Origin of the sequence: Paenibacillus sp. FSL F4-0236, assembly GCF_038000135.1 — a bacterium.
Classification (GTDB): domain Bacteria; phylum Bacillota; class Bacilli; order Paenibacillales; family Paenibacillaceae; genus Paenibacillus_AQ.
In genome coordinates this window covers 3077802-3103430 of sequence record NZ_JBBOBK010000001.1, presented here as the reverse complement: position 1 = coordinate 3103430, position 25629 = coordinate 3077802, and the positions used below count along the sequence as shown (strand labels likewise).

Annotated in this window: 27 protein-coding genes; 23 read left to right on the top strand and 4 right to left on the bottom strand. The window is 45.1% G+C overall.

Going from position 1 to position 25629, the window contains the following annotated elements; all coding sequences use genetic code 11:
* The first annotated feature begins 9 nt into the window (after positions 1 to 9).
* Entirely contained in the window at positions 10 to 711 is a 702-nt protein-coding gene (locus NSQ29_RS14095) for an ABC transporter ATP-binding protein (RefSeq protein ID WP_339247678.1), read from the top strand.
* Positions 705 to 1433 (top strand): hypothetical protein, encoded by a 729-nt coding sequence (locus NSQ29_RS14090; protein ID WP_042187675.1) that lies wholly within the window; start codon positions 705 to 707, stop codon positions 1431 to 1433. Before NSQ29_RS14095 ends, NSQ29_RS14090 begins: the two co-directional genes overlap by 7 nt.
* 114 nt (positions 1434 to 1547) lie before the next feature.
* Here NSQ29_RS14090 and NSQ29_RS14085 read toward each other — a convergent pair whose 3' ends face one another.
* On the bottom strand, positions 1548 to 1928 hold the full coding sequence (locus NSQ29_RS14085) for a PilZ domain-containing protein (protein WP_042187677.1): 381 nt from the start codon (positions 1926 to 1928) through the stop codon (positions 1548 to 1550).
* Positions 1929 to 2051: 123 nt separating this feature from the next.
* On the opposite strand from NSQ29_RS14085, the gene NSQ29_RS14080 reads away from it, so the two are divergent.
* The 8 genes from NSQ29_RS14080 (at position 2052) to coaD (ending at position 7702) form a co-directional block, all read left to right on the top strand.
* Positions 2052 to 2660, top strand: coding sequence for a pentapeptide repeat-containing protein (locus NSQ29_RS14080; protein ID WP_076298872.1), 609 nt, complete (start codon positions 2052 to 2054; stop codon positions 2658 to 2660).
* A 579-nt stretch (positions 2661 to 3239) separates the two neighbouring features.
* The gene (locus NSQ29_RS14075) at positions 3240 to 4049 is read left to right on the top strand and encodes a glycoside hydrolase family 73 protein (protein ID WP_341125380.1); all 810 of its coding nucleotides are present in this window, start codon (positions 3240 to 3242) and stop codon (positions 4047 to 4049) included.
* Between the two features lie 20 nt (positions 4050 to 4069).
* Positions 4070 to 4354, top strand: coding sequence for a holin (locus NSQ29_RS14070; protein WP_149644303.1), 285 nt, complete (start codon positions 4070 to 4072; stop codon positions 4352 to 4354).
* Between the two features lie 111 nt (positions 4355 to 4465).
* Positions 4466 to 4888 (top strand): hypothetical protein, encoded by a 423-nt coding sequence (locus NSQ29_RS14065; protein ID WP_042187685.1) that lies wholly within the window; start codon positions 4466 to 4468, stop codon positions 4886 to 4888.
* 119 nt (positions 4889 to 5007) lie between these two features.
* Positions 5008 to 5112, top strand: a complete 105-nt coding sequence (locus NSQ29_RS14060; RefSeq protein WP_081389784.1) for a sporulation protein YjcZ — start codon at positions 5008 to 5010, stop codon at positions 5110 to 5112.
* Between the two features lie 377 nt (positions 5113 to 5489).
* Positions 5490 to 5945 (top strand): DUF6773 family protein, encoded by a 456-nt coding sequence (locus tag NSQ29_RS14055; RefSeq protein WP_341125379.1) that lies wholly within the window; start codon positions 5490 to 5492, stop codon positions 5943 to 5945.
* Between the two features lie 646 nt (positions 5946 to 6591).
* Complete coding sequence (rsmD, locus tag NSQ29_RS14050) at positions 6592 to 7200, top strand: 16S rRNA (guanine(966)-N(2))-methyltransferase RsmD (RefSeq protein WP_341125378.1); 609 nt, start codon at positions 6592 to 6594, stop codon at positions 7198 to 7200.
* Complete coding sequence (gene coaD / locus NSQ29_RS14045; RefSeq protein ID WP_341125377.1) at positions 7184 to 7702, top strand: pantetheine-phosphate adenylyltransferase; 519 nt, start codon at positions 7184 to 7186, stop codon at positions 7700 to 7702. The genes rsmD and coaD overlap by 17 nt, the downstream gene beginning before the upstream one ends.
* Here the strand turns inward: coaD and NSQ29_RS14040 are convergent.
* Positions 7674 to 8900 carry a nucleoside recognition domain-containing protein gene (locus tag NSQ29_RS14040; protein WP_341125376.1) on the bottom strand — a complete coding sequence of 409 codons (1227 nt, stop codon included), beginning with the start codon at positions 8898 to 8900 and terminating at the stop codon, positions 7674 to 7676. The two genes, coaD and NSQ29_RS14040, sit on opposite strands and share 29 nt — an antisense overlap.
* 152 nt (positions 8901 to 9052) lie before the next feature.
* On the opposite strand from NSQ29_RS14040, the gene NSQ29_RS14035 reads away from it, so the two are divergent.
* Positions 9053 to 10090, top strand: coding sequence for a SepM family pheromone-processing serine protease (locus tag NSQ29_RS14035; protein WP_341125375.1), 1038 nt, complete (start codon positions 9053 to 9055; stop codon positions 10088 to 10090).
* On the opposite strand, the gene NSQ29_RS14030 is transcribed toward NSQ29_RS14035, so the two are convergent.
* The gene (locus NSQ29_RS14030; RefSeq protein WP_341125374.1) at positions 10080 to 11318 is read right to left on the bottom strand and encodes a nucleotidyltransferase; all 1239 of its coding nucleotides are present in this window, start codon (positions 11316 to 11318) and stop codon (positions 10080 to 10082) included. The two genes, NSQ29_RS14035 and NSQ29_RS14030, sit on opposite strands and share 11 nt — an antisense overlap.
* A 218-nt stretch (positions 11319 to 11536) precedes the next feature.
* Between NSQ29_RS14030 and NSQ29_RS14025 the strand changes: the two genes are divergently transcribed.
* The 12 genes from NSQ29_RS14025 to ftsY all read left to right on the top strand — a co-directional run bounded on the left by NSQ29_RS14025 (position 11537) and on the right by ftsY (position 24524).
* The gene (locus NSQ29_RS14025; protein ID WP_042187699.1) at positions 11537 to 12049 is read left to right on the top strand and encodes a YceD family protein; all 513 of its coding nucleotides are present in this window, start codon (positions 11537 to 11539) and stop codon (positions 12047 to 12049) included.
* 69 nt (positions 12050 to 12118) lie between these two features.
* Positions 12119 to 12292: a 50S ribosomal protein L32 gene (gene rpmF / locus NSQ29_RS14020; RefSeq protein WP_019911234.1), complete on the top strand. Its 174-nt coding sequence runs from the start codon at positions 12119 to 12121 to the stop codon at positions 12290 to 12292.
* Between the two features lie 423 nt (positions 12293 to 12715).
* Complete coding sequence (gene fapR / locus NSQ29_RS14015; RefSeq protein WP_042127208.1) at positions 12716 to 13312, top strand: transcription factor FapR; 597 nt, start codon at positions 12716 to 12718, stop codon at positions 13310 to 13312.
* Positions 13296 to 14285, top strand: coding sequence for a phosphate acyltransferase PlsX (gene plsX / locus NSQ29_RS14010; protein ID WP_042187701.1), 990 nt, complete (start codon positions 13296 to 13298; stop codon positions 14283 to 14285). Before fapR ends, plsX begins: the two co-directional genes overlap by 17 nt.
* Positions 14286 to 14293: 8 nt before the next feature.
* A complete protein-coding gene (locus NSQ29_RS14005; RefSeq protein WP_139328492.1) occupies positions 14294 to 15283 on the top strand; it encodes a beta-ketoacyl-ACP synthase III in 990 nt (329 codons plus the stop codon).
* Positions 15284 to 15320: 37 nt separating this feature from the next.
* Entirely contained in the window at positions 15321 to 16244 is a 924-nt protein-coding gene (gene fabD, locus NSQ29_RS14000; RefSeq protein ID WP_042187705.1) for an ACP S-malonyltransferase, read from the top strand.
* Positions 16245 to 16296: 52 nt separating this feature from the next.
* A complete protein-coding gene (fabG, locus tag NSQ29_RS13995) occupies positions 16297 to 17046 on the top strand; it encodes a 3-oxoacyl-[acyl-carrier-protein] reductase (RefSeq protein WP_042187706.1) in 750 nt (249 codons plus the stop codon).
* Positions 17047 to 17271: 225 nt separating this feature from the next.
* Positions 17272 to 17505: an acyl carrier protein gene (locus tag NSQ29_RS13990; RefSeq protein WP_036686493.1), complete on the top strand. Its 234-nt coding sequence runs from the start codon at positions 17272 to 17274 to the stop codon at positions 17503 to 17505.
* Positions 17506 to 17723: 218 nt separating this feature from the next.
* On the top strand, positions 17724 to 18962 hold the full coding sequence (gene fabF / locus NSQ29_RS13985; protein WP_341125373.1) for a beta-ketoacyl-ACP synthase II: 1239 nt from the start codon (positions 17724 to 17726) through the stop codon (positions 18960 to 18962).
* Positions 18963 to 18974: 12 nt separating this feature from the next.
* The gene (gene rnc / locus NSQ29_RS13980) at positions 18975 to 19679 is read left to right on the top strand and encodes a ribonuclease III (RefSeq protein ID WP_042127220.1); all 705 of its coding nucleotides are present in this window, start codon (positions 18975 to 18977) and stop codon (positions 19677 to 19679) included.
* A 171-nt stretch (positions 19680 to 19850) separates the two neighbouring features.
* Positions 19851 to 23420 carry a chromosome segregation protein SMC gene (gene smc, locus NSQ29_RS13975; protein ID WP_341125372.1) on the top strand — a complete coding sequence of 1190 codons (3570 nt, stop codon included), beginning with the start codon at positions 19851 to 19853 and terminating at the stop codon, positions 23418 to 23420.
* A gap of 105 nt (positions 23421 to 23525) precedes the next feature.
* On the top strand, positions 23526 to 24524 hold the full coding sequence (gene ftsY / locus NSQ29_RS13970; RefSeq protein ID WP_042187710.1) for a signal recognition particle-docking protein FtsY: 999 nt from the start codon (positions 23526 to 23528) through the stop codon (positions 24522 to 24524).
* A gap of 127 nt (positions 24525 to 24651) precedes the next feature.
* On the opposite strand, the gene NSQ29_RS13965 is transcribed toward ftsY, so the two are convergent.
* Positions 24652 to 25539: a DUF1835 domain-containing protein gene (locus tag NSQ29_RS13965; protein WP_341125371.1), complete on the bottom strand. Its 888-nt coding sequence runs from the start codon at positions 25537 to 25539 to the stop codon at positions 24652 to 24654.
* Positions 25540 to 25629: the final 90 nt, after the last annotated feature.

Sequence of the window (25629 nt, the reverse complement as noted above, 5' to 3'; positions counted from 1 at the left end):
GGAAGCAAGTTGGAAAATATACTTGAGATTCATGACGTTACAAAAAAATATAGATCTAAGCACGCCCTCCGCGGAGTATCCTTTAATCTGAGTGCGGGTAAAATCACGGGACTGCTGGGCAGTAACGGCAGCGGTAAAAGTACACTAATGAAAATCATTGCTGGGCTTGCACAGCCTACTTCCGGTCGTGTATCCATTATTGGAGGGGCTGTAGGCTTAGATAGTAAAGCAGTAGTGTCATTTATGCCCGATAAGCCGCTTACAGAATCCTGGATGAATGTTAAGGATGCTCTAAAGTTCCAAAGTGATTTCTATCCGGATTTTGATCAGACTAAGGCTTCTCGAATGTTGGAGTTTATGAAGCTAAGAGCTCAAGATAAGGTGAAAGATTTGTCCAAAGGGATGAATGAACGTCTACAGCTTACACTTGCTTTATCACGTCGAGCTAGCCTGTATTTACTGGATGAGCCAATCGGTGGTGTTGATCCAGTAGCTAGAACTAAAATTCTTAACGCGTTAGTAGAGTTTTATGAAGAGGACAGCACCATTCTCCTTTCTACTCATTTAGTATCGGATATCGAGCGGATCTTTGATGATGTGATTTTTATAAAAGAGGGAGAAATTGTGATGCATACGGCGGTAGAAGATATCCGGCTGCGCCAAGGTAAAAGCATAGACGAACTGTTCAGAGAGGTGTACGCAGAATGCTAAAGCTAGTGAAGTATGATTTTAGACGAGATAGGGATAAGTTTCTTGCTGTTTTTGTAATCACCATTCTTGTGCAGTTTGTGATAGGATTTACTGTTCAATCAGATCAAGATATGTTCATGATGAACATCACTTCCTATGCCGTAGCAGGTGTAGTGCTTCTCTTTTTTAGTCTGCGCACCTTCGGTCAGAACCTGAGATTATTCAATCGGAGGCTTGTGCCAGTACCAGTCCTGTATACCGTTCTCTCACCAGTAATGCTGTTTTTAGGGTCGTTACTCGGTTTATTTCTAGTCGCTTATATTCATTTAGCAGTAGATATTATGATGTTTTCAACTTCGTTTTTACCGGAAAAATTTTGGCTGATTTCCGCATATACAGTGCTAATTGTCTTTTGGGCTTCCGCCTACTCTATGTTGCTCGTGATGTTCTCCATGACCGTTGCAATGAGTGTGAGAGTGAAAGGAAGAGTATGGATTGGGATAGCCGTTTTTTTTGTAATACAGTATATAATTTCTTTATTAGAGTCATCGATGTTCGATCATAAAAATATCACTTTGGAAAGAGCTTTTCGATTTGAAGTGACGGATGAGGCCGCTAAATTAAATGATATTGAGATCTCTCAGTATGTTCTTGGCTTACTTCCTACCCTGTTCGAAGCTGTGATTATTACGATTCTAGTATTTGCTATTGTTAAGCTCGTTAAAAAAAGAGTGGAGTCCTAGGTACACGGTGAAATAACGCTTTTTAGAACGGAGGCAGAGCGATTCAGCTTTGTCTTCGTTTTTATGCAAAAAAAAGACGCCCTTCCATGAGAAGGGCATCTGTTATGTAGAATTCTACAGGCCCTCTACATTTAGAGAGGCTGTCCATATATCGAGTTCTCTATGTAGCTGTTCTTCTTCGTCCTCGTTCAATTTAAGTTTAACTCCATATTGGTATTGGCCGAGTCCGAACATCCAGCCCCAACGGACGCTGCCCACGAGTTGAAGCTTTTCTTCGTTTAATTGAAGATGAATTACTAGCTTTGTATCGCCCGCCGTGAATCGAAGATTCAGGGGGGTGCGCACTTTGCAGCCAGATCGGCTAAGATCGAGCAACACAGCTTCTGTTAGCTTTCCGGCACCCGGACCGCTACTACTTATTGGAACTTCAATCCAGCATTCAAGCGGCTGGTTCATTACATAGCGAAATGGTTCTTTCCTGCTGGACACATCCATAATTTCCCTCCATATCGTTTATTTGCAATTATATCGAAAGAGATTGTTGAGAACAATCTACTAAAGTGCTATTTTTAATAAGAATAAATTTATTTAATCCTAATGAAGGTGATGAGACTTAACATGTACCAATACCTTAATGAAACGTTCCAAAAACACAATTTTGACCAAGGAAGTCTACAGGACGGGGAACTAAATAACTGTACATTTGAGCAGTGTTCCTTCAAGGGAAGCTCTATGGAAGAGATGACTTCCATCGGCTGCCGATTTATAGATTGCGATTTTACTGGAGCCATGCTCAATGCATCACACCATAAAGGCTCGGCTTTTACTAACTGTAAGTTCACGGGTGCGAATCTGTTCGTATCGAAATTTGAAGATTGTAAAATGGTAGGCTCTGATTTCTCAAATGCTTATTTGGACGGGATCACACTTATCGGCGGGGACTGGTCCTACACGAACCTGAGACATACCAATCTTAGCAGACAGGATCTGCGCGGGATTCGATTTACTGAGGCCGATCTAATGGGTTGTAATTTGCAAAAAAGTGATCTTCGAGGGGCTGATCTGAGCCGTGTACAGCTGTCTCAATGCAAGCTTAAGGGGGCTGACCTACGGGATGCTATAGTTGAAGGAATTGATTTGAAAAGTTTGGATCTGCAAGGTGTTCGTATGGATATAGATCAGGCTGTACTGTTAGCACGCTCTTTTGGGGCTAAGGTAGGGAACTAGTAATAGGGGCATCAGCTGCTAATGTTGTAGCGGTTGATGCCCCTTTAGATTGTTATCAAGAAATACATATGCACATTGTATGAAACTTCTTATGTATATTTGCTTGCTTAACGGTTAACGCAGTCTTTTTCTGGGTTTGGCCCACCATTTAATCCAAAGAAAACCTTCGTCATCACGGAAAAATTTAATGCCTACCCAGCGTAAGGGTGTCCATAGTTCTCTAAAGTAATATGAAGGCATAGTCTATTAGACCCTCCTATATAGTCAATTAATACTATATGTTACGCTAGTTTTAATGAAACTTCAAGACAATTTTACTTATAATTACATATTTTGAATCTGCGAGAAGTAAATTGCTCATGTGAGCAGGACCAATAGCCCTATGTTAGTTGCATGCTTCATTTAATTCTTTTCAGCTACTTATGTCACATCTGTATTATCAAATACTAACACGCGCTCTTTGGGCGCGTGTTTTGACGTTTATTTTGAATGGAATCTAGCAATGACGCTCTATTAGTAGGGATATGCACAAGCATTTCATTATGCTCAGCATTTAATAAAAGGAGAGGAAGTGATGAAATGACGGAGACTGAGTTTATTGCGAAGATCGCAAATTTTGCTGTGAAGGACATGCAGATCAGCAAGGTTCCGGCATCGCTAACGATAGCTCAAGCGGCGCTGGAATCGGGCTTTGGCAGCAGCGGATTGACTGTTAAGGCCAACAATTTGTTTGGGATTAAAGGTAGCGGACCAGCCGGTAGTATTACTGTACAAACTACTGAATATGTTAATGGTAAAGCTGTTAAAGTAGAAGCTCTTTTTCGGGCCTATAACAACTGGGGAGAATCTGTTGCGGATCATTCCGCGTTGATTGTGAATGGTGTTTCGTGGAATCGTAATCTTTACAGCAAGGTGCTTGGTGCTAGTGGCAAGGTAGCTGCACAAGAGATTGCTGCCGCTGGTTATGCTACCGACCCAAACTATGCAGCAAAGCTAATCCAAATCATGAATACCTACAATCTGTATAAATATGATGATGAAGCCAAGGAAGGTGATGACGAAATGTCGGCAGAGGATAAACAAAGGCTGGCTAGTCTGGAAATGGAAATAAAGGAATTGCGTGCTGTTATTGTGAGCCTTACGGATAGCAAGGATACGCTTAAAACAGGTATGCAGGAACAAGGCCAGTCGATTACTAAGCTTTCAGATCGTGTGACATTAATCGAAGGCCGAGCAGTGATGAATGTACCCCCATGGGCTGAAGCGGCAGTAAAAGCCGCGAGTGCTGCAGGGCTGCTGGATACACCGTCAGGTGGCAGTTATGACTTCTATCGCATAATAACAGTGCTGAACCGTGCAGGCTTACTTGTTTCTGGTAGTGGAAAATGAAATAAGGAGGATTAAACACTATGTATAATGATGCTCTCAACAGTGTGCTTGCCTTTGCTTCCGTGCTGGCTGTTTTTGTAATGGCACTTGTACAACTTGTGAAGAATAGCGTGCAACTTCCGCGGAATATTGTACCGGTTGTTGGATTAGCTATTGGCTTGCTGGTTGGAGCAGTGGCCTATCCGTTCACTGATATGAATCTGATCCTGCGGCTTTGGGCTGGAGGGCTAGCAGGACTTTCGGCGACGGGGTTATTTGAGCTTGCTTTTAACAAAAGGGAAGGAACCAAAACAGATGATAAATAGACTCGGCCTATCAGTTATATAAAACAATCGTTTTATACAGGTATTGTGACTATGCAATCTATCGAGAACCCTAATATATTATCTTATGTCAATTATAAAGGGGGTGCAACGATGGGAACTTATCTTGATGCAAGAACGTCGCAAAATGCCAGCCTCGCCAACTCTATAGCTATTCCTATAACCGTTCTAAATACTCCACAACTGTTTGGACAGATTGGGTTGTTGACTGCTGGAGTGACAACAAATCCGCGTGTGCTGCTTAAAGGAACGATCTCTGTAACGCTTCCTTTAGCTTTAGTAGGAATCACAATTACGATTGTAAGAGGAACCTTGCCAACCGATCCGCTTATATATTCTGCTACTTCAACTTTTGGTCTAAGTATATTGGCTCCGCAAGTCATAACCTTTTCAGCAGACGATTTCTTACCTGCAATCACTCCTCAACTCACTTATACAGCATTTGTTTCTTCTAATCTTCTCGGCACAGTTCGTGTGGGTCCAGAAAGCTTTGACGGTATTTTAGTTTCTGATTAAACATTTTTACACTAACCTCGCGCAGTTGGCGGGGTTTTATTTTTAACCGTTCGCCCAATCTTCTTGGGGGGTTAATACATATCCTGTGATGTATTCTAAAATACGGAGGAGGTCTTCTCATGGGTGCAGAATTTGGTCATGTTGGTGGTGCTTTTACTTCCACAGGCGCGATTTTGGTATTGTTCATCTTATTGGTAATTATTACGAGCGCATGCATATTCTAAAGATATAAAAAAGTCTGCTTCTGGCATTCGTGCTGGAAGCAGACTTTCTTTATGATACTATTTCGATTTATGCCATGCAAAGCAAAAGTCGTTAGGATTCTACTCTCGTATTGAAGTACATAAAAAATGCTGATCGGGATTTCTTCCATTATTGTACTATTAATCATTGTCGTAACGGTAGGAAGCTTTTATTTCTATCATGTAACCACGAACGTGACTGTCTAACAAAGGGCTGCCGAAAGGTGGTCCTTTTGTGATGTATATACTCCTTAGCGAATTTATTGTGTGAGTTTGCTTTTTATTCACATTTAAATGCAATATATAAATTGCATTATGTAATAAATATATTATAATTCTGGTTATAGGGAGGGATAATAATGAAAAAAAGTAAAATGAATGATGAACGAGTTGTATCTCAAAGAAGAAAGATTCAAAGTGATGCTTATCAAATATTAGTATATTGTTTGCTGATTTCAGTACTGATTCAACAATTCATAATGAATGCTCCGTTTGAGCAATTTGCAGTCGAGTTTTTCTGTTTAATTGGTAGTGGAATATATATAACGATACGGCACTTGTCTGTTGGTGTTGATATTTGGGATTCCCGAAGAAACACAAATAAAAAGCTGCTCATAAACAGCATTATTTCAGGCGGAATTTGTGTTTCGTTGCTTATAGTTTTGGCGGGAGAAAGAAATGTATGGAGCATTATTTTAATCTTTGTATCTTTTATAATTGTTTATTTTCTTACACACCTAGTGTTACGGAATATAAACAAAAAAAGACAACAGCAAATCGATGATGAATTAGGTAGTGATGATACAGTTGAATGAAATGCGCGGACTTTTCATCCTCATCTATCTTGCCACACTCATATAACCGTAGGTCGTTTTCCATATCCAATTCAATATGAATGAGCTTTAATTTTATCAGAGGGAGTTGAATGCGCTGCTGAAAATAAGGCACGTCGCAGATCTCCGAAAGGATAAGCACGAGAGCCTATATTTCCCTATGACCGTGATCTTTGAGCCAAGAGGCAATTGCACAAATTTGGGGTATTCCTAAGGCGGCAGCATTCGCAAGCCACTGTGTGCGTTCTTCTTTCTCATTGTCCGAAACTAGTAATTTTGTATTGGTTATTCCATATATAATAATAACTTTTAATGTATTTAAACATAAATTCGGGGCCCTATCTCTAGGGCCCCTTTCATGGGAGAGGAGAAACCGGACGAAGAGCTTATGGGGAAACGTAAGCCTGCTCCGCGGTTGTCTACGACATTTGTGGTGTCGATAATTACATGATGTCCCTGGAAGCCCAGTCTTATACATAAGGAAGACTTATTTATCGGAATAGTCTTGATCTTTCCATTTTTCATATCTAGACAAATTTTTTATTTCATCGCGCAAATGTGTTACGATAGGCGTGGACTTATGCCCTTTTGGGTATAACAAACAGAGACATAGAGCGGGTGATTGACGGTGAGAGTGGTATCGGGAAGTGCAAAAGGAAGACCACTAAAAAGTGTGCCGGGAAGTGGAACAAGACCTACAACCGATAAGGTGAAGGAAGCTGTATTCAGTATGATCGGTCCATATTTTGAAGGTGGAGCGGTACTGGACTTGTTCGCAGGTACAGGTGGTTTGGGTATCGAAGCTTTAAGCAGAGGGATGGAAAGCGCCGTATTTGTAGATATGGATCCCAAGAGCATTGACACCATTCGTGCCAATTTGAAAGCGACTAATCTTGAAGCGAGTGCGCAAGTGTACCGAAATGAAGCAGGAAGAGCACTCAGTGCATTGGAGAAGCGGGGACGTGTTTTTGATTTAGTCTTTCTAGATCCTCCCTACCGATTGAAGCACGGAGATGAGCTGATGCTATCTATGGTAGAAAAAGGAATGCTGCAAGAGGACGCAATCATTGTTCTGGAGCATGAATCAAGTTATGCCTATCCTGAGGATATCCCAGGATTTTATAGGCTGCGTCAGGCCGTATACGGAGAAACGACAATTTCTATTTATCAGTATGAAGCTAATCCTTCTGTGGATAGCGAGACTGGTGAGGAGGTAGAGAATGAGTCAGCAAATTAGAAAAGAACGTGTTGCCATCTATCCAGGCACCTTTGATCCCGTGACTATGGGACATATGGATATTATTCGGCGCGCATCCAAGCAATTCGACCGTTTAATCGTAACGGTGCTTAATAATTTGAGTAAGAACCCGCTGTTTACTGTAGAAGAGCGGACAGAGCTTTTAAGACAGGCAGCAGCTGATATTCCCAATGTGGAAATCGACAGCTTTAGGGATCTATTAGTCAATTATGTTCGTCAAAAAGATGCTCAAGTCATTGTACGTGGTATTCGTACCGTAACTGACTTTGAATATGAACTGCAAAACGCATCCATCAACCATAGTCTGGATCCGGATGCGGAAACGATCTTTATGATGACTAATCCGAAATATTCCTATTTAAGCTCCAGCGTTGTAAAAGAAATTGCCCATTTTGGTGGGAATGTGTCTGACTTCGTGACGCCTGAGGTGGAACAGGCGATGAAGCTTAAATTTAATCGAGCCGATGGCGAAAAGCGCTAACGAGATAGATCGTTGCGGATAATGCCAGTAGGATGATTAGCAGAAGCGATTGCAAACTAAGCAACTGTGGAAAAGAGCTCCATATGGCAGTTACATTAATGGTTCTGTTTGGTATGGATTGTGAATCAGCGAGTGCAGGCAAAGCGGCTTCACTTATTACTAAAAGTGGTTTCCATAGTAGCAGTGTTAATAAAAAAGCATAAACGCCGTGCATCAGGCGAACGACAGCATAGGGGAGGAATCGGACATTTGCTTGTTTAAGCAACGTCAGTACCTGTAGCTGTGCGCAGAGCCCGCTCCAGCCTAGTGCAGCAGAGAGTAAGGCCAAGCCTAGTACACCTGATGCTCCGGCTCCGATGCTCGAGAGCCCTTTGCTTATAGCGTCGGCTCCTAAATGAATCTCGAGCAAGCTCGCTGGCAGAGCGGCTGGCAATACAGGAAGTACCGTAGTAATGATATTGATGACCACGGCGAACATAATCATGTAACCGCCCACAACCATCAAATTTTGTACCGCTGTAGCTACTGACTCCCCAAGAAGTCTACCGAAGCTTCGGCCATCTCTTGATCTGGCTTCAGTGGCTGCAAGTTGGACACGACTATATAAAGAAGGTCGTTTGGTATTCGTGCGTTCTTTTACAGAAGGCTGCGGATTGTCTAGCCGGCCATTTAAAAGAGCGTCTGTATAACTGGCCAAAAGTCCTGAAACCCAGTGGATAGCAAGTAGAAAGTAACCTGCTGTAGGACTATGTAGGAAAGCTACACCAATCACAATGAGCAGGGTTACTGGACTGGCGAAATGCGTAAGTGAAGCAAGACGAGCGGCTTCCTTGTCCGAAATGCTGCCCTGTTTATGAAGCTGCATTACACCTCCGGCCCCGCCGGGGAATCCAGCGGTGATTCCAAGCGCCAAAGTCCAACCACTCGCGCCAGGCAGTCGAAAGACCTTTTTCATCAATGGTTCCAGGAGCACTCCGAAACCATGCACGAAGCCCGAAGCGGTTAGCATCTCAGACAGCATCAAGAAGGGGAGAAGTGCAGGGAATACGAGTGTCCACCAGAGCTTTAACCCTTGGAGAGAAGCCTCGAAAGAGCTTTCTGGTGAGATGATGATGGCAATGGCTAACAGGATTGCGATCACCCCAGATAAAAAAGGTGTGGAGCGACTAGCTAGCCGGCGTATTTTAATATTGTTCATTTCTAGAATCACCTCTTCATAACTTAAGGCATAGCGGATGTGTTATCAATTTATGCAGAGTAGACAACCATCATGCCAAACCACTAGTCGAAGCGGTAATGAAGTTCAAACATTCATATCCTAAATGTGCCGTGGGAAAGAAGGGAAGAGTAGTGAAGCAGTTGAAGCATCGGCCGGGATTCCGTGCCACAGCTTACCTCTTTACGTTTGTAGTTATCGTGTATGTATTTGTTTTTATGAACACCCCGTACATTGTATATCAACCGGGTAGTGCCTCTGAAGTTGCCCCTATGATTAAAGTGGAAAATGCTGATCCAGCTGAAGAAGGAACCTTCATGATGACTACAGTATCTGCTAGTTACGCTAATGTGGCGTTGCTGGTCGCCTCTGTTTTTAACTCCAATTCAGAGGTTGTGCGGAAAGAAACACGGTTAGGAGATAAGTCTGAAGATGAGTATGCTGCGGAGCAGGTTTTTTATATGAACAGCTCGCAATCTTACTCCGTTCAGGCGGCCTATCATGCTGCAGGAATCCCGTATGAGGATGTTGTGGATTATTTGTATGTTTTTTCAGTTCCGGTTGCCAGTAATAAAGGACAATTCCAACCGGGTGACAGAATCATAAGTGTAGAAGGCCAGAAGGTACCCGATCCAGAAGCACTTTCTGCTTTACTTTCAACAAAAAAAATCGGTGATCAGGTCGCTGTTGTTTTACAAAGAAACGGTAAGGAAGTAAAGGAACAGGTGACACTTGTCGAGATCAATGATAAAGATGTTACTGCAGTTCGACCTGGTTTTGGAGTCACTATAGCCGCAGTTCAAAAGGTAAAACCTAAAGAACAAGGCAAAGCGGTCAGCTTTGTGGATACGAATGTTGGTGGACCTTCTGCAGGTCTGATGTTCACTATGGAGATTTACAACCGACTTACGCCTGGTGATTTAACCAAAGGTCATAGGGTTGCAGGAACGGGCACGATCGACGCTGAGGGTGTGGTAGGTGCTATCGGTGGAGTGAAGCATAAGATTGTTGCTGCAGATCGAGAAGGGGCGGAGATTTTTTTCGTTCCTGTTAAGAATTACGACGAAGCCAAAACGAAAGCTGATAAAATCGGCACATCTATGAAGTTGGTACCCGTATCGACACTGGATGAAGCACTGAAGTATATGGAGGAACTACCGGTCAAACCATGACCGGAGGTTCCAAATAATCGCGATACATATCGGTTCTGTGAGGTTCTCGAAAAGCTCCTGCGAAAGCAGACGCGGCTTGAAGGTCTCGTTCAAGTTGTGAATGGGAGCACAGTGACGGCCGCATGACGATGGGTAAGGTTGCTTTTTGTTTCATCTCTTTAAGGAGAGTTCGTCCACTTCCTCTAAAACCAAGGATTCGAATATATCCGGGCCCCTCCGCTAGTACAGAAGGGGTCATTTCTTCCTTTGTATGATTTAGCAAAATGTGTAGTAGTAGACGTTGCAGTCGTGTATGCGTATAACGCTTGCTCTTAAGGGCTTGAAGCAAACCCGAGATAGAGAATTGCTCAAGATCGGGCATAAGACGAAGGATTCTATTCTCCAAGCCTTCATTCATGTCTTGGATGGTTCGTAGCTCGGCAGCGGTACGTGTAGAGAGCAGGTGACGGAGGGGACCTCGGAAATGCTCCAATTCCAGAGGACCTCTACCTGCTGCATGCTCTCTTTCTAATATGGACACGCTATATTCCGGCATGTATGCTGCTGGGGAGCCGCCTTCTTGCAGCAGCTTGCGAATAGCAGTGGCGCTTGCGATCGATGAGCCAACTTGCAAAGGATCATGGAATCCGGCTGCCGTTCGCGGAACGGTTAGCGGCTCGATCTTGCTATTTAGCCGCTGCAAGGCGATGAGATAATGCAAGCCAAGGCTGTTATTCGGCTGGCGCAGCAGCTCGCCAGCATCGCCGGGACTCTCCTCTTCATGGAGAGTCCCTTCAAAGGCCACCGCCGCCGCTGCGCTGTACGCGGCGGGGAAGCTCGCTCCGAGCGCCATGCGGCGGCGGATCTCGCTCTGAAGTTCGCTGCTTTCCTCTGCCAGATACCTGGCCAGAGGAAGCAGCGAACCCAAAGTGCCGGCTTCGGAGCCGAAGCACAAGCTGTCCACGACCCCGGTCGCTTCCAGCAGTGCAACTGCTCCGAAGGCGAACCATTCTGCCGGCTGTACAGCATAGGCCACCGGCAGCTCAATGACGAGGTCGGCGCCCATTCGTAGCGCCATCTCTGTCCGGGCTTGCTTGCTTACCGCCGCCGGCTCTCCGCGCTGAGTGAAGGGACCGCTCATGACGACAATGGCGCGCTCAGCGCCAGATAGTCTTTTGGCTTCGGTGAAGTGATGGACATGTCCGTTATGTAATGGATTGTATTCTGCTATTATTCCAACTGTTGTCACTGCTGCTTCCCTCCGTATGTAACCATTATTTAAAATATAAGTAGAGATTAGTAGGATTAATATTTAGAAACTCAGTTCGCATATGCTGTCATTTTGATTTACACTAATAGTTATATCATAATTCTCTCCAATTCCTGAAACAATATAAAGGGAAAATGGTTGACAAAGGTATATAATACTAGGTATAATAAATTTTGTTTGTTTGGGAGTGATAAGTTATGCAGATTCACTTTCGCAAATTAGCGAATGCCGACGAACCGTTACATATTCACGATGTTGTGGATGTCAGCGAGGTAGTCAAAGGGCGCAAGGATATTCTAGCTGTTGCTCCGCTCTCAGTGGACCTTAAAGCGCTGCCCGCGGGAACCGATTGTGTGAACGTGGTGGGAAAACTGAGTGGAGATGTGGATATGTTATGTTCACGTTGTCTCACGGAGGTCAAAAGTGATTTGAACATTCCTTTTGCTGAGACTTTCAAGTGGCTTAAGCAGCCAGTTCTTCCAGATGATGACGAAGATGAGGAACTCATTTACGTCAAGGATGAGGTTGTGGATCTTATTCCTTATGTGGAAGAAAATTTCGTACTGCACTTACCGGATTCGGTATTGTGCAAGGCAGACTGTCTTGGTCTTTGTCAGAAATGCGGACAGAACTTGAACGAAGGCACCTGCAGTTGCGACAACACAGTGATCGATCCTCGACTCGCTGGGTTGAAAGACTTTTTCAAATGAAACATTACAACAAAACACATTCTGCTCTGAGGAGCAGGCTGACAGAAATATCACAAGGAGGTGGAACACATGGCAGTACCACAACGTAGAACGTCTAAAACACGCCGTGACAAACGTCGCACCCACTTTAAGTTGGTTGTGCCGGGCATGGTGAAATGCGAACAATGCGGAGAGTTGAAATTGGCTCACCACGTATGTAAAGTTTGCGGAACTTACAAAGCAAGAGAAATCATCAAACAATAGTTTCGGAATAAATAGTACTTCACTATCGGTGAAGTACTATTTTTTTTGAAATATAAGAATATATAAGTTTTACGCTATACATTATCCTTATATTTTTTGCACAAACGCTTACCGTCTATTAGGGACGCTGAGGCGTTTATGCTTATCCAAACATAAGCCGCCCAGAAGTCAATGCTTTATTTTTGGTGCGGCATGCTTTATACTACATATTAGTACCTGGTTCTAAATAATGTTTAAGGTTATTTGTCCTAATATAACAGCGGCCATTCAAGCGGCCGAATGCTTTCTTTAAAATATAAGAAAGTATAAGTTATGCACCTATACTTGATGTCTTATATTTCTCGCTTAAACGCTTATCGTCCATAAGGACGCCGAAAGCGTTTATGCTTGGCACGTGCCAGGAGGTGAGCCGCAATCGAGCGGATGTCCAAGAAAGAACGTCAGCAACAGCTGCTACATATAATCGCAGGTAATCCTTTTGTAACGGATCGGGAGTTGACTCGTCAGCTAAAAGTTAGCATTCAGACGATTCGGTTAGACCGAATGGAGCTGGGGATACCGGAACTGCGTGAACGAATGAAGCAAATGGCAGAGCACTCCTATGATCAGGTGCGCTCTTTGCCTGCGGATGAAGTCATCGGAGATATTGTGGATTTACAATTGGACAAGAGTGGGATTTCGATATTTGAGATTCGCGAAGACCATGTGTTCTCTAGAAATGGGATCGCTCGTGGTCACTATGTGTTTGCTCAAGCGAACTCGCTTGCGGTTGCCGTTATCAACGATGAAATTGCTCTGACCGCTTCAGCCGATATACGTTTTGTACGCACAGTTCAGCTAGGTGAGAAGTGTATTGCCAAAGCACAGGTGCGGTCACTCGCCGGTAGGGGTGGCAAAGCAGAGGTGGACGTATTCACCTATGTCGGAGAAGAACTAGTGTTTCAGGGCCATTTTATAGTGTATCGGTCCGCAAATGATGAACACAGTGAAGGGGGTAACCATAGTGCTGATCGCCATTGATGCCATGGGCGGGGACAACGCTCCTGAATGTAATGTCGAGGGGGCGTTGTCCGCGGCCGCGGAATGGAAAGATACGCAGATTGTGCTCGTTGGTGACGAAGCCAGATTAGAGCCACTACTCAAAGACAAGCCATCTAATCTGACAATACGTCATGCAGGAGACGTCATTGGTTCTGATGAAGAGCCGGTTAAGGCAGTTCGTCGTAAAAAAGACTCATCCATGGTTGTAGCTGGACGAATGGTGCGTGAAGGTGAAGCAGATGCTATGATTTCGTCGGGTAACACGGGTGCGCTAATGACCACAGGACTCCTCGTAGTTGGCCGGATGCAGGGAATTGAACGTCCTGCACTGGCGCCTATGATTCCAACGCTTGACGATGTTGGCGTACTGGCTCTTGATCTTGGTGCTAACATGGATGCGAAGCCTGAACATCTGGTACAATATGCGCTGATGGGCAGCATTTATCGGAGCAAGGTTCATGGTATTGCTAAGCCGCGTGTGGGACTTCTGAATGTAGGGACGGAGCCTGGAAAGGGTAATGAACTGACGAAAGAAGCTTATCCGCTGCTTGAGAACTTGCCAGGCATTCATTTTATCGGTAATGTTGAGGCACGTGACGTACTGACAGGGAATTGCGATGTGCTTGTCTGCGATGGATTTGCCGGTAATATTTTGCTAAAGTCTCTTGAGGGTACGGCGGGTGCTTTGTTCTCTTTGCTCAAGGAGCAATTTAGTCGTTCCCTGAAGACTAAACTTGGCGCGGCTATGCTGATGCCGGAGCTTAGAGCTTTAAAGGGTAAAATGGATTACAAAGAGCACGGTGGTGCACCACTACTCGGTCTTAGCGGATTGGTAGTTAAGGGCCACGGATCTTCTGACGGAAATGCAGTTAAGAATGCGGTAAGACAAGCGCGGATTGCTCTACAAGCCGATCTTGTGCCAAGTATATCCAAGGAAATTAGCGGGAAGTGAGTGACGACATGAGACAGTTGCGACCGGTTGGAATTATAGGAACTGGGAAATATGTACCTGAGAAAATATTGACAAATAGCGATCTGGAAAAAATAGTGGAGACTAACGATGAGTGGATCGTCAGTCGGACAGGCATCCGCGAGAGACATATTGCTGCGCCTCACGAGGCAACTTCTGATCTAGCGTATGAAGCAGCACTCAAGGCACTTGATTCCGCTGGAATGAAAGCCGAAGATTTGGATCTTATTATTATTGCAACAGTAACACCTGATAGTGCTTTCCCTTCTACAGCCTGTATTTTACAGGATAAGCTGGGTGCTAAAGGTGCTGCGGCTTTTGACTTGTCAGCAGCCTGCTCTGGTTTTGTATACAGCTTAGCTACTGCGGTTGGCTTTATTCAGAACGGAATGTACAACAATGCACTTATTATAGGTGCGGATACTTTATCCCGCATCACAGATTATACAGATCGCAATACTTGTGTCTTGTTTGGTGATGGAGCAGGTGCAGTTATCATTGGTGAGGTTCCGGAAGGTCGTGGTTTCCAATCCTTTGATCTGGGTGCTGAAGGCTCTGGAGGGAACTTGCTTAAGCTAGAAGCCGGCGGTTCACGCTTGCCTGCCTCTCAGCAAACCGTTGAAGATAAGAAGCATTTCATTTATATGAATGGCCGTGAAGTCTTTAAATTTGCTGTTCGTGTAATGGGCTCAGCTACAGAACGTGTGCTTACTAAAGCTGGTCTGGGTAAGGAAGATATCGATTTGTTCGTACCTCACCAAGCGAATATTCGTATCATTCAATCCGCTATGCAGCGTCTTGATTTGCCACCAGAGAAATGTGTAATCAATGTTGATAAATATGCCAATACTTCGGCTGCCTCCATTCCACTTGCGCTTGTTGAAGCGGCGGAAGAAGGACGTATGAAAGAAGGCGACACCGTCCTGATGGTTGGATTCGGCGGGGGCTTGACTTGGGGCGCATCTGTGTTGATCTGGTAATAAGCTAAGACCGTTATACGGGAAGGAGTTCATACTTATGAGTAAAATTGCATTCGTCTTTCCCGGTCAGGGAGCACAAGCAGTTGGAATGGGCAAGGATGTTTATGATGCTCTTCCAAACAGCCGTGCAGTGTTCGAGAAAGGGGATGAAGTTCTCGGATTTCCACTAAGTAAGCTGATTTTTGAAGGACCGGACAGTGAGTTGAAGCAAACGGTAAACACGCAACCAGCGCTTCTTACAGCAAGCGTAGCCTATCTTGAAGCTCTACGTGAACAAGGTTTGAAGCCGGATTATGTTGCTGGTCATAGCCTTGGTGAATACAGTGCACTAGTAGCTGCGGGTGTGTTGTCATATGAAGATGCTGTAACACTTGTACGCTTGAGAGGCCGTTTCATGGAAGAAGCTGTTCCAGGAGGACAAGGTGCAATGGCTGCAGTGCTTGGCGCAGAACGTGAAGCGCTGGCAGCATTATGCCAAACTATCTCTGAAGAGAATGGTGTTGTAGAACTGGCTAACGTTAACTGTCCAGGTCAGATCGTTGTTTCCGGATCTCAGGAAGGCGTTAATGGTGTTGTGCAGCGTGTTAAAGAAGCTGGTGGCAAGCGGGCAATTCCGCTAGAAGTAAGTGGACCTTTTCACTCTTCTATGATGAGAGCTGCTGCAGATCGTTTGGCAGAAGAGTTGAAGAAAGTAACCTTCAACACTCCAAATGTACCTGTCATCGTTAACGTCACTGCATCACCGGTAACAGATCCCGAAGAAATTCGCGAACTGCTTGTTCGTCAGGTGTATTCTCCTGTGCTTTGGCAAGACAGTATTGAATGGTTGATTGCGGATGGTGTTGACACTTTTGTTGAGATTGGTTCTGGCAGTGTTCTGGCAGGTCTGATCCGCAAAATAGATAAAACAGTCAAAGTAATCAACATTAATACACTTGAAAGTGTCCAAACTGTTTTGTAAGAAATGGTTTAACATTTTGACAACAGCATCATGATTGAAAGGGGATTAGACTATGTTCTCAGCATTGCGGGGCCAAACGGCCCTTGTAACTGGCGGCTCACGTGGCATTGGTCGTAGTATCGCGCTTGCTCTTGCAGAACACGGTGTAAAGGTGGCCGTGAACTATGCAGGAAGTGAAGCGGCGGCACAGGAGACTGTAGCCCGTATTGTCGAGCTTGGCTCGGAGGGTATTGCACTCCGTGGAGATGTCGGCAATAGTGAACAGGCCGAGAGCCTTGTGAAAGAGGTTCTTAATACCTGGGGACGTATTGACATTGTTGTCAATAATGCCGGCATTACTAGGGACAACCTGATTATGCGCATGAAAGAGGAAGAGTTCGATCAAGTGATTGAGACGAATCTGAAAGGTGTGTTTAATTGCCTTAAGGCAGCAACACGTCCGATGATGAAACAGCGCTATGGCCGAATCATTAATATTTCCTCGGTTGTGGGCGTGACAGGTAACCCTGGTCAGGCTAATTACTCTGCAGCTAAGGCTGGTGTCATCGGTTTAACGAAGGCATCGGCTCGTGAGCTTTCTTCGCGGGGCATCACCGTCAACTGTATTGCTCCTGGGTTTATTGATACAGATATGACACGTGAGCTCTCTGAAGAAGTTCGCAGTGAGCTAGAGAAGGGCATTCCACTAGCTCGCCTTGGTCGTCCTGAAGAAGTAGCTATGACAGTTGTTTTCTTAGCTTCTGAAGGCGCCGCTTATATGACCGGCCAGACACTACACGTGGATGGCGGGATGTATATGTAATTCTCCTTTGAAAATATAAGAAAGTATAAGTTTCACACTATACTTTTATCCTTATATTTCTCGCTTAAACACTTACCGTCCTTATAAGGACGCCGAAGGGGTTTATGCTTGGGAGAAATTACGCTGTTTTAAAGATGAAATGTGAGGGATCAGGAAAGCGTTTTTTGCGGTCTATGGTATTTTGACCTCATATCTCGTATAATACCAAAAGAGGAGGTGAACCGGATGTCCGATGTATTAGAGCGTGTAAAACGCATTGTCATCGACCGCTTAGGTGCCGATGAAGCTGAGGTAACATTAGAAGCGTCTTTCAAAGATGATTTAGGTGCTGATTCTCTAGATGTAGTAGAATTGGTTATGGAATTGGAAGATGAATTCGACATGGAAATCTCTGATGAAGATGCAGAGACGATTACGACCGTGGGTGAAGTTGTGAAGTACATACAATCTCATACCTAGAGTCATATGATTGAGAGTCCCGTTCCAACTTGGGCGGGGCTTCTCCTCATTTATACAGCATTAAAGATGTATTACAGGTTGCCATGTGCAGCTTCATAGGGATTATAACAGAACCGCGGAAGCTTTAAAGATGCGGTGATCGCTGTTCATATAGTAATAATTTGCAGTATATAAGTACTGAATATAATGTATACAGCCTATAGATGGGGTGATTGTGTTTGAGTCATAGAGTGGTTGTAACCGGGATGGGCGTAATTACGTCACTGGGGAAAGACTTGGAGACGTTCTGGGATAATCTGATGAGCGGTAAATCAGGTGTATCGATGGTTGAAGCGTTTGATGTCAGTGAATACACTACGCAAATTGCTTCATCAGTTAAAGACTTTGATCCTGAGGCGCTTTTTGGCCGCAAGGAAGCCCGCAAAATGGACCGTTTTGTACAATTTGCAGTGGCTGCTGGTGAAGATGCATTGAGAGACAGTGGACTTAAGATCGGTGAAGATATCGATGCTGAACGGATCGGTGTATCTGTTGGTTCGGGTATCGGTGGTCTTGGTACTTGGGAAGATAATCATAATCTGTTGCTTGAAAAAGGGCCGAAACGGGTTAGCCCGTTCTTTATCCCGATGATGATCGCTAACATGGGTTCTGGGCAGCTGTCCATTAACCTCGGTGCAAAGGGACCGAATACGACTACTGTGACGGCCTGTGCTACAGGAAGTCATTCCATTGGGGAATCATTCCGTCTGATTCAACGTGGAGACGCGGATGCTATGATCTGCGGTGGTTCGGAAGCGACCATTCGTCCAACAGGAATGGCAGGATTCTGTGCAATGAGAGCGATGTCCACTCGTAATGATGAGCCGGAGAAGGCTAGTCGGCCATTTGATGTAGATCGCGATGGTTTCGTTATGGGAGAGGGCGCTGGGATCTTGATTCTGGAATCCCTTGAACATGCTGAGAAACGTGGAGCGAAGATTTATGCTGAGGTAATTGGCTATGGTCTAAGCGCTGATGCTCACCATATGACTGAACCGGATCCAGATGGTGCAGCTCGCTGCATGAAGATGGCAATCCGTGATGCTGGTATCTCTCCTGAAGATATTGATTACATCAACGCACATGGTACTTCAACGCCTGTAGGAGATCGATCAGAAACGGCTGCTGTTAAGAAAGCATTAGGCGAACATGCCTATAAAGTAGCTATTAGCTCAACGAAATCCATGACAGGTCATCTTCTAGGCGCTGCTGGTGGAGTAGAAGCTATTATCTGCGGACTCTCTTTGCAAAAGGGCATGATTGCTCCAACGATCAATTTGGACAACCAGGACCCGGAATGTGATTTGGATTATGTACCAAATGTTCCACGTAAAGTGGATCTTGATATTGTAATGTCGAATTCGTTTGGATTCGGGGGACATAACGCAACAGTTATTCTAAAAAAATATAATCAGTAAGGGGACAGCGCGGTGAAAGGAGAACTGAAGCAGTTACAACAGCAACTTCAAATCCAATTTCACGATTCTGTGCTTCTGAAGCAGGCCTTTACCCATGCATCCTATGTGAATGAACACCGTTTCAATCAGCATCAGGACAATGAGCGTCTCGAATTTCTAGGGGATGCTGTACTGGAGCTGACGGTTTCTGAATATTTGTACAATCTGTTGCCAGATCGACCTGAAGGGGAACTGACCAAGCTACGTGCCGCTATCGTATGCGAGCCTTCGCTGGTTAAGTTCGCTGAGAGTTTAGGTTTTGGCCGTTATGTACTGCTGGGAAAAGGGGAAGAACTTACGGGCGGACGTACTCGCCCGGCCCTGCTGGCTGATGTGTTCGAATCCTTCGTGGGAGCGCTTTATCTTGACCAAGGGCTGGAAACTGTACGGTCTTTTCTTGATAATCACGTATTTCCACTTGTGGAGACGGATGGGAAACTGCAAATGCAGATGACCGATTATAAGACGGAACTGCAAGAGCTAATTCAGCAGCACAATATGGGTACGTTGGAATATCGGATCATTGAAGAACGGGGACCCGCGCATGAGCGTGAATTCGTCTCTGAAGTGTTAATGACTAACCGTTCTCTTGGTAAAGGGAGCGGCCGCTCGAAGAAGGAAGCAGAGCAGCAGGCTGCAGCAGCTGCACTGTTGCATCTGAAAGAAGATGGTGCCTGAATTTTGCATCATGTGGACAAGCGGAGGAGAGCAGCAAAGGTCTGAATACCGGCGTTTAGGCGGAGCTCAGACCGTTGCTGCTCTTTTTCGAAAGAATAGCCAAGCTTCATTTTGAAGCTATTTTAGGCGAATAAACGCTATGGTATAATGGGTCAGAGGTGATAGGCAAGTATGTTTTTGAAACGGATAGAATTAGCTGGTTTTAAATCATTTGCCGACAAAACAGAAATGGAATTTGTGCGCGGAATAACGGCCGTAGTGGGTCCGAACGGAAGCGGCAAGAGCAATATTTCTGACGGCATACGCTGGGTGCTCGGCGAACAGAGTGCTAAATCACTGCGTGGCGGCAAGATGGAAGATATTATTTTTGCCGGTAGTGACGCGCGTAAAGCTGTGAATTATGGTGAAGTATCACTTACGCTCGATAATGAGGATCACACGCTTCCACTGGATTTCAGCGAAGTTACAGTGACTCGGCGTGTTCACCGTAGTGGTGAGAGTGAATATTTAATTAATAAGCAATCCTGCAGACTGAAGGATATCACAGAGCTGTTCATGGATACCGGTATCGGGCGTGAGGCTTATTCGATTATCGGACAGGGTCGGATTGAAGAGATTCTGAGTACTCGTTCCGAGGATCGGCGAGGCATATTCGAAGAGGCATCGGGTATTGTAAAATATAAATCGCGCAAAAAAGATGCAAGTCGAAAGCTTGACGACACGGAGCAAAACTTGCTTCGTATTCACGATTTGATTAGTGAGCTTGAGGATCAGATTGGTCCCCTTAAGGATCAATCTGAGAAGGCCATTCGCTTTAAAGAGCTTCGGGAACAACTGAAGCATCAGGAAATTTCAGTCTATGTGCATCAGATTGAAGGCATTCATACAGCTTGGCAGGAAGGTAACGCTAAGCTCGAAACTTTAAAGGATGAGCAACTGGAGTTATCTACAGTTGTCTCAGCCCATGATGCCAAGCTGGAAAGCGGACGTGCTGAACTGCGCGCGTTAGAAGAACAGATCGAGAAGCAGCAAGAGCAATTGCTCCGTTATAGTGAAGCTTATGAGAAGAGCGAAGGTTACGGGGAAGTGTTGAAGGAACGCAAGCGTAATCTTGAGAGCAACCGTGAACAGTTAATGCTCACATTAGGTTCTGTAGGTGAGCGTTCTGCGGACCGACAGCGTGAGCTTGGGGATTTAGAAGCTAAGCTCGAAGCGTCCCGGCTTAAGCTTGTTGAGCTTCGGAAACAGATCGAAGCGGAAGAGGCAAGACTCGAAGGTGTCGCTGACGGTATTAGTCAGAGCCAGGAGGAGAAGCTGAAAAGTGCTCTCCTGGAGTTAATGAACCTTATGGCGAATGCACGTAACGAAATTCGTTACGCGGATCAACAGAAGGAGAACCTGGAGCGTCGTATGAGCCGCAGTGAAGAAGAAAGCGGCAAATGGACTGCACGGCATGATGAGCTGTCTGCTAACCAGAAAGGGCTAAAAGACAAGATTGCCCAGCTTGGAAAAGAACTAAGCAATCTTCGTGGTGCTTATATTACTGAAAGTGAACAACTTAGTAAACGTCAGAAGCTGATTGAAGAGACGCAATCAGGTCTGAGAAAGTGGGAACAGAAGCGGGAAGCACAAGTCTCCCGTCACGAGACCATGAAAGAAATGCAGGATGATTTCGATGGCTTTATGCTTGGGGTTAAAGAAGTTCTCAAAGGAGCTCGTAAAGGACAGCTTAACGGTGTGCATGGTGCGGTTGCTGAACTCATCTCCGTTCCTGAGAAGCTGGAAATGGCTGTTGAGACTGCGCTGGGTGCATCGCTGCAACACGTGGTTATGGATAATGAGAGCGTGTCTCGTCAAGCGATATCTTTCCTGAAGCAACGTCAATTGGGACGAGCTACTTTTCTACCACTCGATGTTATCCGGCCACGCCAAATTTCCGGTAGCGACCGAGGAATGGTGGAAGATGCTGAAGGTTTTGTTGGAATTGGTTCCGAACTCGTTGGATACGATGATAAGTATGCAAGTATTGTTGGCAGTTTGCTTGGCAATGTAGTTATTGCTGAGAGCCTGGAGCAGGCTAACCGCATCGCCGCTAGATGCCAGTATCGTTATCGTGTGGTTACGCTAGAGGGTGATGTAGTCAATGCCGGGGGCTCCATGACTGGTGGTAGCCAACATAAGAAGAACAATAGCTTACTTAGTCGTAAACGCCAGCTGGATCAGCTGAGCAGTGAGATCGAAGAGAGCGAGCGTCAAATTGTTAAGCTGAAACAAGGCATAGCCAGACTTCGTGAAGAACAGGAGAACGCTAGCGTGAAGCTAGAGGACCTGCGCCGTGATGGTGATGAGAAGAGACTGGAAGAGCAACGTGTTTCTGGCGATTTGAAGCAGCTTGAACAGGAGCTTCGGCATGTGCAGGAACAAGTGGAGAGCACAGGCGCGGAACGTAGTGGCTTTGAAAGTGAGGTCCGCACGCTTGAGGAGACTCGGAAACAAGCCTCTGCTGAGCTTGAACGTCTCGAGAAGGAAGAGAAGGAAGCTCATGAGGGTATCCGTAATGCCGAATCGGCGCGTAAAGCGAATGAATCCGCTAAGGAAGAGTTGCAAGGTAAGCTGACCAGTATGAAGGTTTCGGAAGGCAAGCTCGATCAGGAGATCTTCTCCTTGGAGGAGCAATTACGTCGTCTAAGACAAGATGCGGGTTCACAGGATAAAGAGCTGCGCCAGAATCGAAATCTGTTACATACGATCGAACAGGATTTGGCTAGTAATGCTTTGGAAACCGTGAAACAGAAAGAAGATTTGAATAGTTATCGTCTGAAGAAGGAAGAGACAGCCGGTACTTTGGATCTAGCTCGGGCGGAACGTTCAGCGTTAACCCGTAAGCTTGAGCTAGAGGAGGGCAAGACCAAGGATCAGCGTCAGGCACTTAGAGTCGTGGAGGACAAGCTGCGTTCTACTGAAGTTTCTGTGGGTCGTCTCGATGTTGAACTTGATAATATTCTTCGTAAGCTGAGTGATGATTACGAGCTAAGCTATGAACTAGCGAAGCAACGTTATCCTGTGCCCGAAGATGTGCCTGCCGCACAAGCAGATGTACAGCGTCTGAAACGCAGTATTTCTGCATTGGGCGAAGTGAACTTAGGTGCGATTGAAGAATATCAGCGTGTTCATGAGCGTTATACCTTCCTCAGTGGACAAAAAGATGACCTGGTCGAAGCCAAGACTACCCTGTATCAAGTTATCCGTGAGATGGAAGATGAAATGTCCAAACGCTTCAAACAGACCTTTGATGCGATCCGTAAACAATTCGGTACGGTATTCTCGAAGCTGTTCGGAGGCGGTCGAGCTGATCTCATGCTGCTGGATCCAGAACATATGCTTGAAACAGGTATAGATATCGTAGCCCAACCACCGGGTAAAAAGCTTCAAAACCTGCAGCTCCTATCTGGTGGGGAACGCGCCTTAACTGCGATGGCCCTCTTGTTTGCCATCCTGCAAGTGAGGCCGGTTCCGTTCTGCGTACTGGATGAGGTAGAGGCTGCGCTAGATGAAGCGAATGTCGTGCGTTTTGCACAGTATTTGCGTGAGTTCTCGGAACAAACGCAATTTATCGTCGTTACACACCGCAAAGGAACGATGGAAGAGGCGGATGTGCTCTACGGAGTGACGATGGAAGAAGGCGGAGTATCTAAGCTTGTCTCTGTACGTTTAGAGGATGAGGAAGCAGAGATCGCTTAACGGCTTGCCAAAATGGTGATTTTTTTAAGTATCTGCTTTCGAAGCGAGTTTTGTACGAAGTTAAATCAATGAAGTGTCGCTCACAAAACTTTTAGGAGGAAACAAATGAGCTTTTTCAGGAAGTTAAAAGAAAGCATTTCCGGCAAAACGGAAAGTGTAACCAAACAATTCCGCGACGGATTAGAGAAAACCCGTAAAGGCTTTGTCGAAAAGGTAGCAGACCTGATTATCCGCCGTAAAAAAATAGATGAAGAGTTCTACGAAGAGCTGGAAGAAATCTTGATTGGTGCGGACGTAGGTGTTAATACAGTAATGACACTTGTCGAGGATCTGCGCGCCGAAGTGAAGCAAAAACGAATTGAAGATGCAGCTGAGCTGCAACCCATTTTGTCCCGTAAGCTCATGGAATTGTTGCGCGGCGATGACGATAACAGCCTGAAGGAAAATCCGGATGGCATTACAGTTATCTTGTTCGTTGGGGTAAATGGAGTAGGCAAGACGACTACGATCGGTAAACTAGCACATCGTTACAAACAAGAGGGTAAAAAAGTTCTTTTGGCCGCAGGGGATACGTTCCGTGCCGGAGCGATTGAACAGCTCGAAGTTTGGGGTCAACGTGCTGGCGTAGACGTAATTAAGCAACAAGCTGGCTCTGACCCAGCCGCTGTTATGTTCGATGCTGTTCAAGCGGCTAAGCAGCGGAATGTAGATATCTTGATTTGCGATACGGCAGGCAGACTTCAGAATAAGAGCAATCTGATGGAAGAGCTCAACAAGATTTTCCGCGTTATTCAAAGAGAAATTCCTAGTGCTCCGCATGAAGTACTGATGGTGCTAGATGCGACCACAGGTCAAAATGCGCTTACTCAAGCCAAGCTATTTGGTGAAAAGAGTGGGGTGACAGGGCTCGTCTTGACGAAGCTGGATGGTACAGCTAAAGGCGGAATTGTAGTAGCCATTCGTCAGGAAATGAACTTACCAGTGAAGCTCGTAGGGCTCGGAGAAAAGATGGAAGACTTGCAGCCATTTGATTCTCAGCAGTTCGTGCATGCTCTTTTTGCCGGATTAATTGCTGAGGAAGAGTCAGAAGAATCGGAAGAGTAAGTGTAATCCATCCCTACACATGATCATAAAGAAGTCATATTTACAAGGAATGTCCTCGAAGCTATATTTAGTTTATGAGGGCATTCCTTTTTTATAAAATATTTGTTAGTTGTTAATGTAGTGACCTCTAAGGAATTCTTAAAAAGTACAAATGCATCGCGTAGGGTATCCCTTTAAATAACAGCTTTCCCTCACTAATAAGCCTCCAGAAGCGATATTCTATAAATGAGGTACTGATAAATAAATTCCACTGCCCTATAATTGCACCTACAATAAGTCCTGCATTTACGAAATGATCTCCCTGTTCATTCTTTTGCAGTTGCAGAATTAAGGATAGAATGTCTTCGTCATAGTATGTTTCGGGAGCATTCGTTAGCTGACCATTGGACCAGATTCGAAGCATATCCTCAGTGTTGCTGATTTCTTGCCACTCCAGTTCATACTGTTTTCTCTGCGCTAAGGTAAGGGGTTGCGTATTTTCGGTGTTTTTGATAATAGTTTGCACAGCTTCGTTTGGGAGCTGACCCAGGGACTGGGGAGATAAGCCCATGCTAAATTGTTCAGCAATCCCGGGAAGCTCCTCATAAGCTTCGATTGTATTTATAACATGAATAGGTTGCTTCCTCTCACTAAGAACAGAAAGGGCAAATCGTAAACCTGTCTGATCATGGGAGTTGTCTCCGCACCAAATAGTGATTTTTTTGTCCTCGGGAATTTCTTTTAAGGTCTGAATCATGGCTCCCAGTGTATGCTGGGGATTGAGATGATAACCCTGATCGGGAAATCGTTCCTGAAACCATAACTCACGGGCTTGACACCCTTCAACATTATGTAATTTGCACAGTGGTCCAGCAGAGAACGTCTCATTAAATGATAGTACTCTTATTAAATGACGACCGCCTACACGACTAAGTGCTACCTTCATCGAACCAGCTTCTGACAAGCCAAATAAAAGAAAAATATGATCCCGCCTAGCCTCTTCCTGCTCCATGGTCATAGTATATTTGTGATCCATTTGTTCACTCTCCTAACGCTCCAAATTATACCATAAAACTGAAATCACCTTCCCAGACAACTATATAAAAAATACAACATATGAAAAATT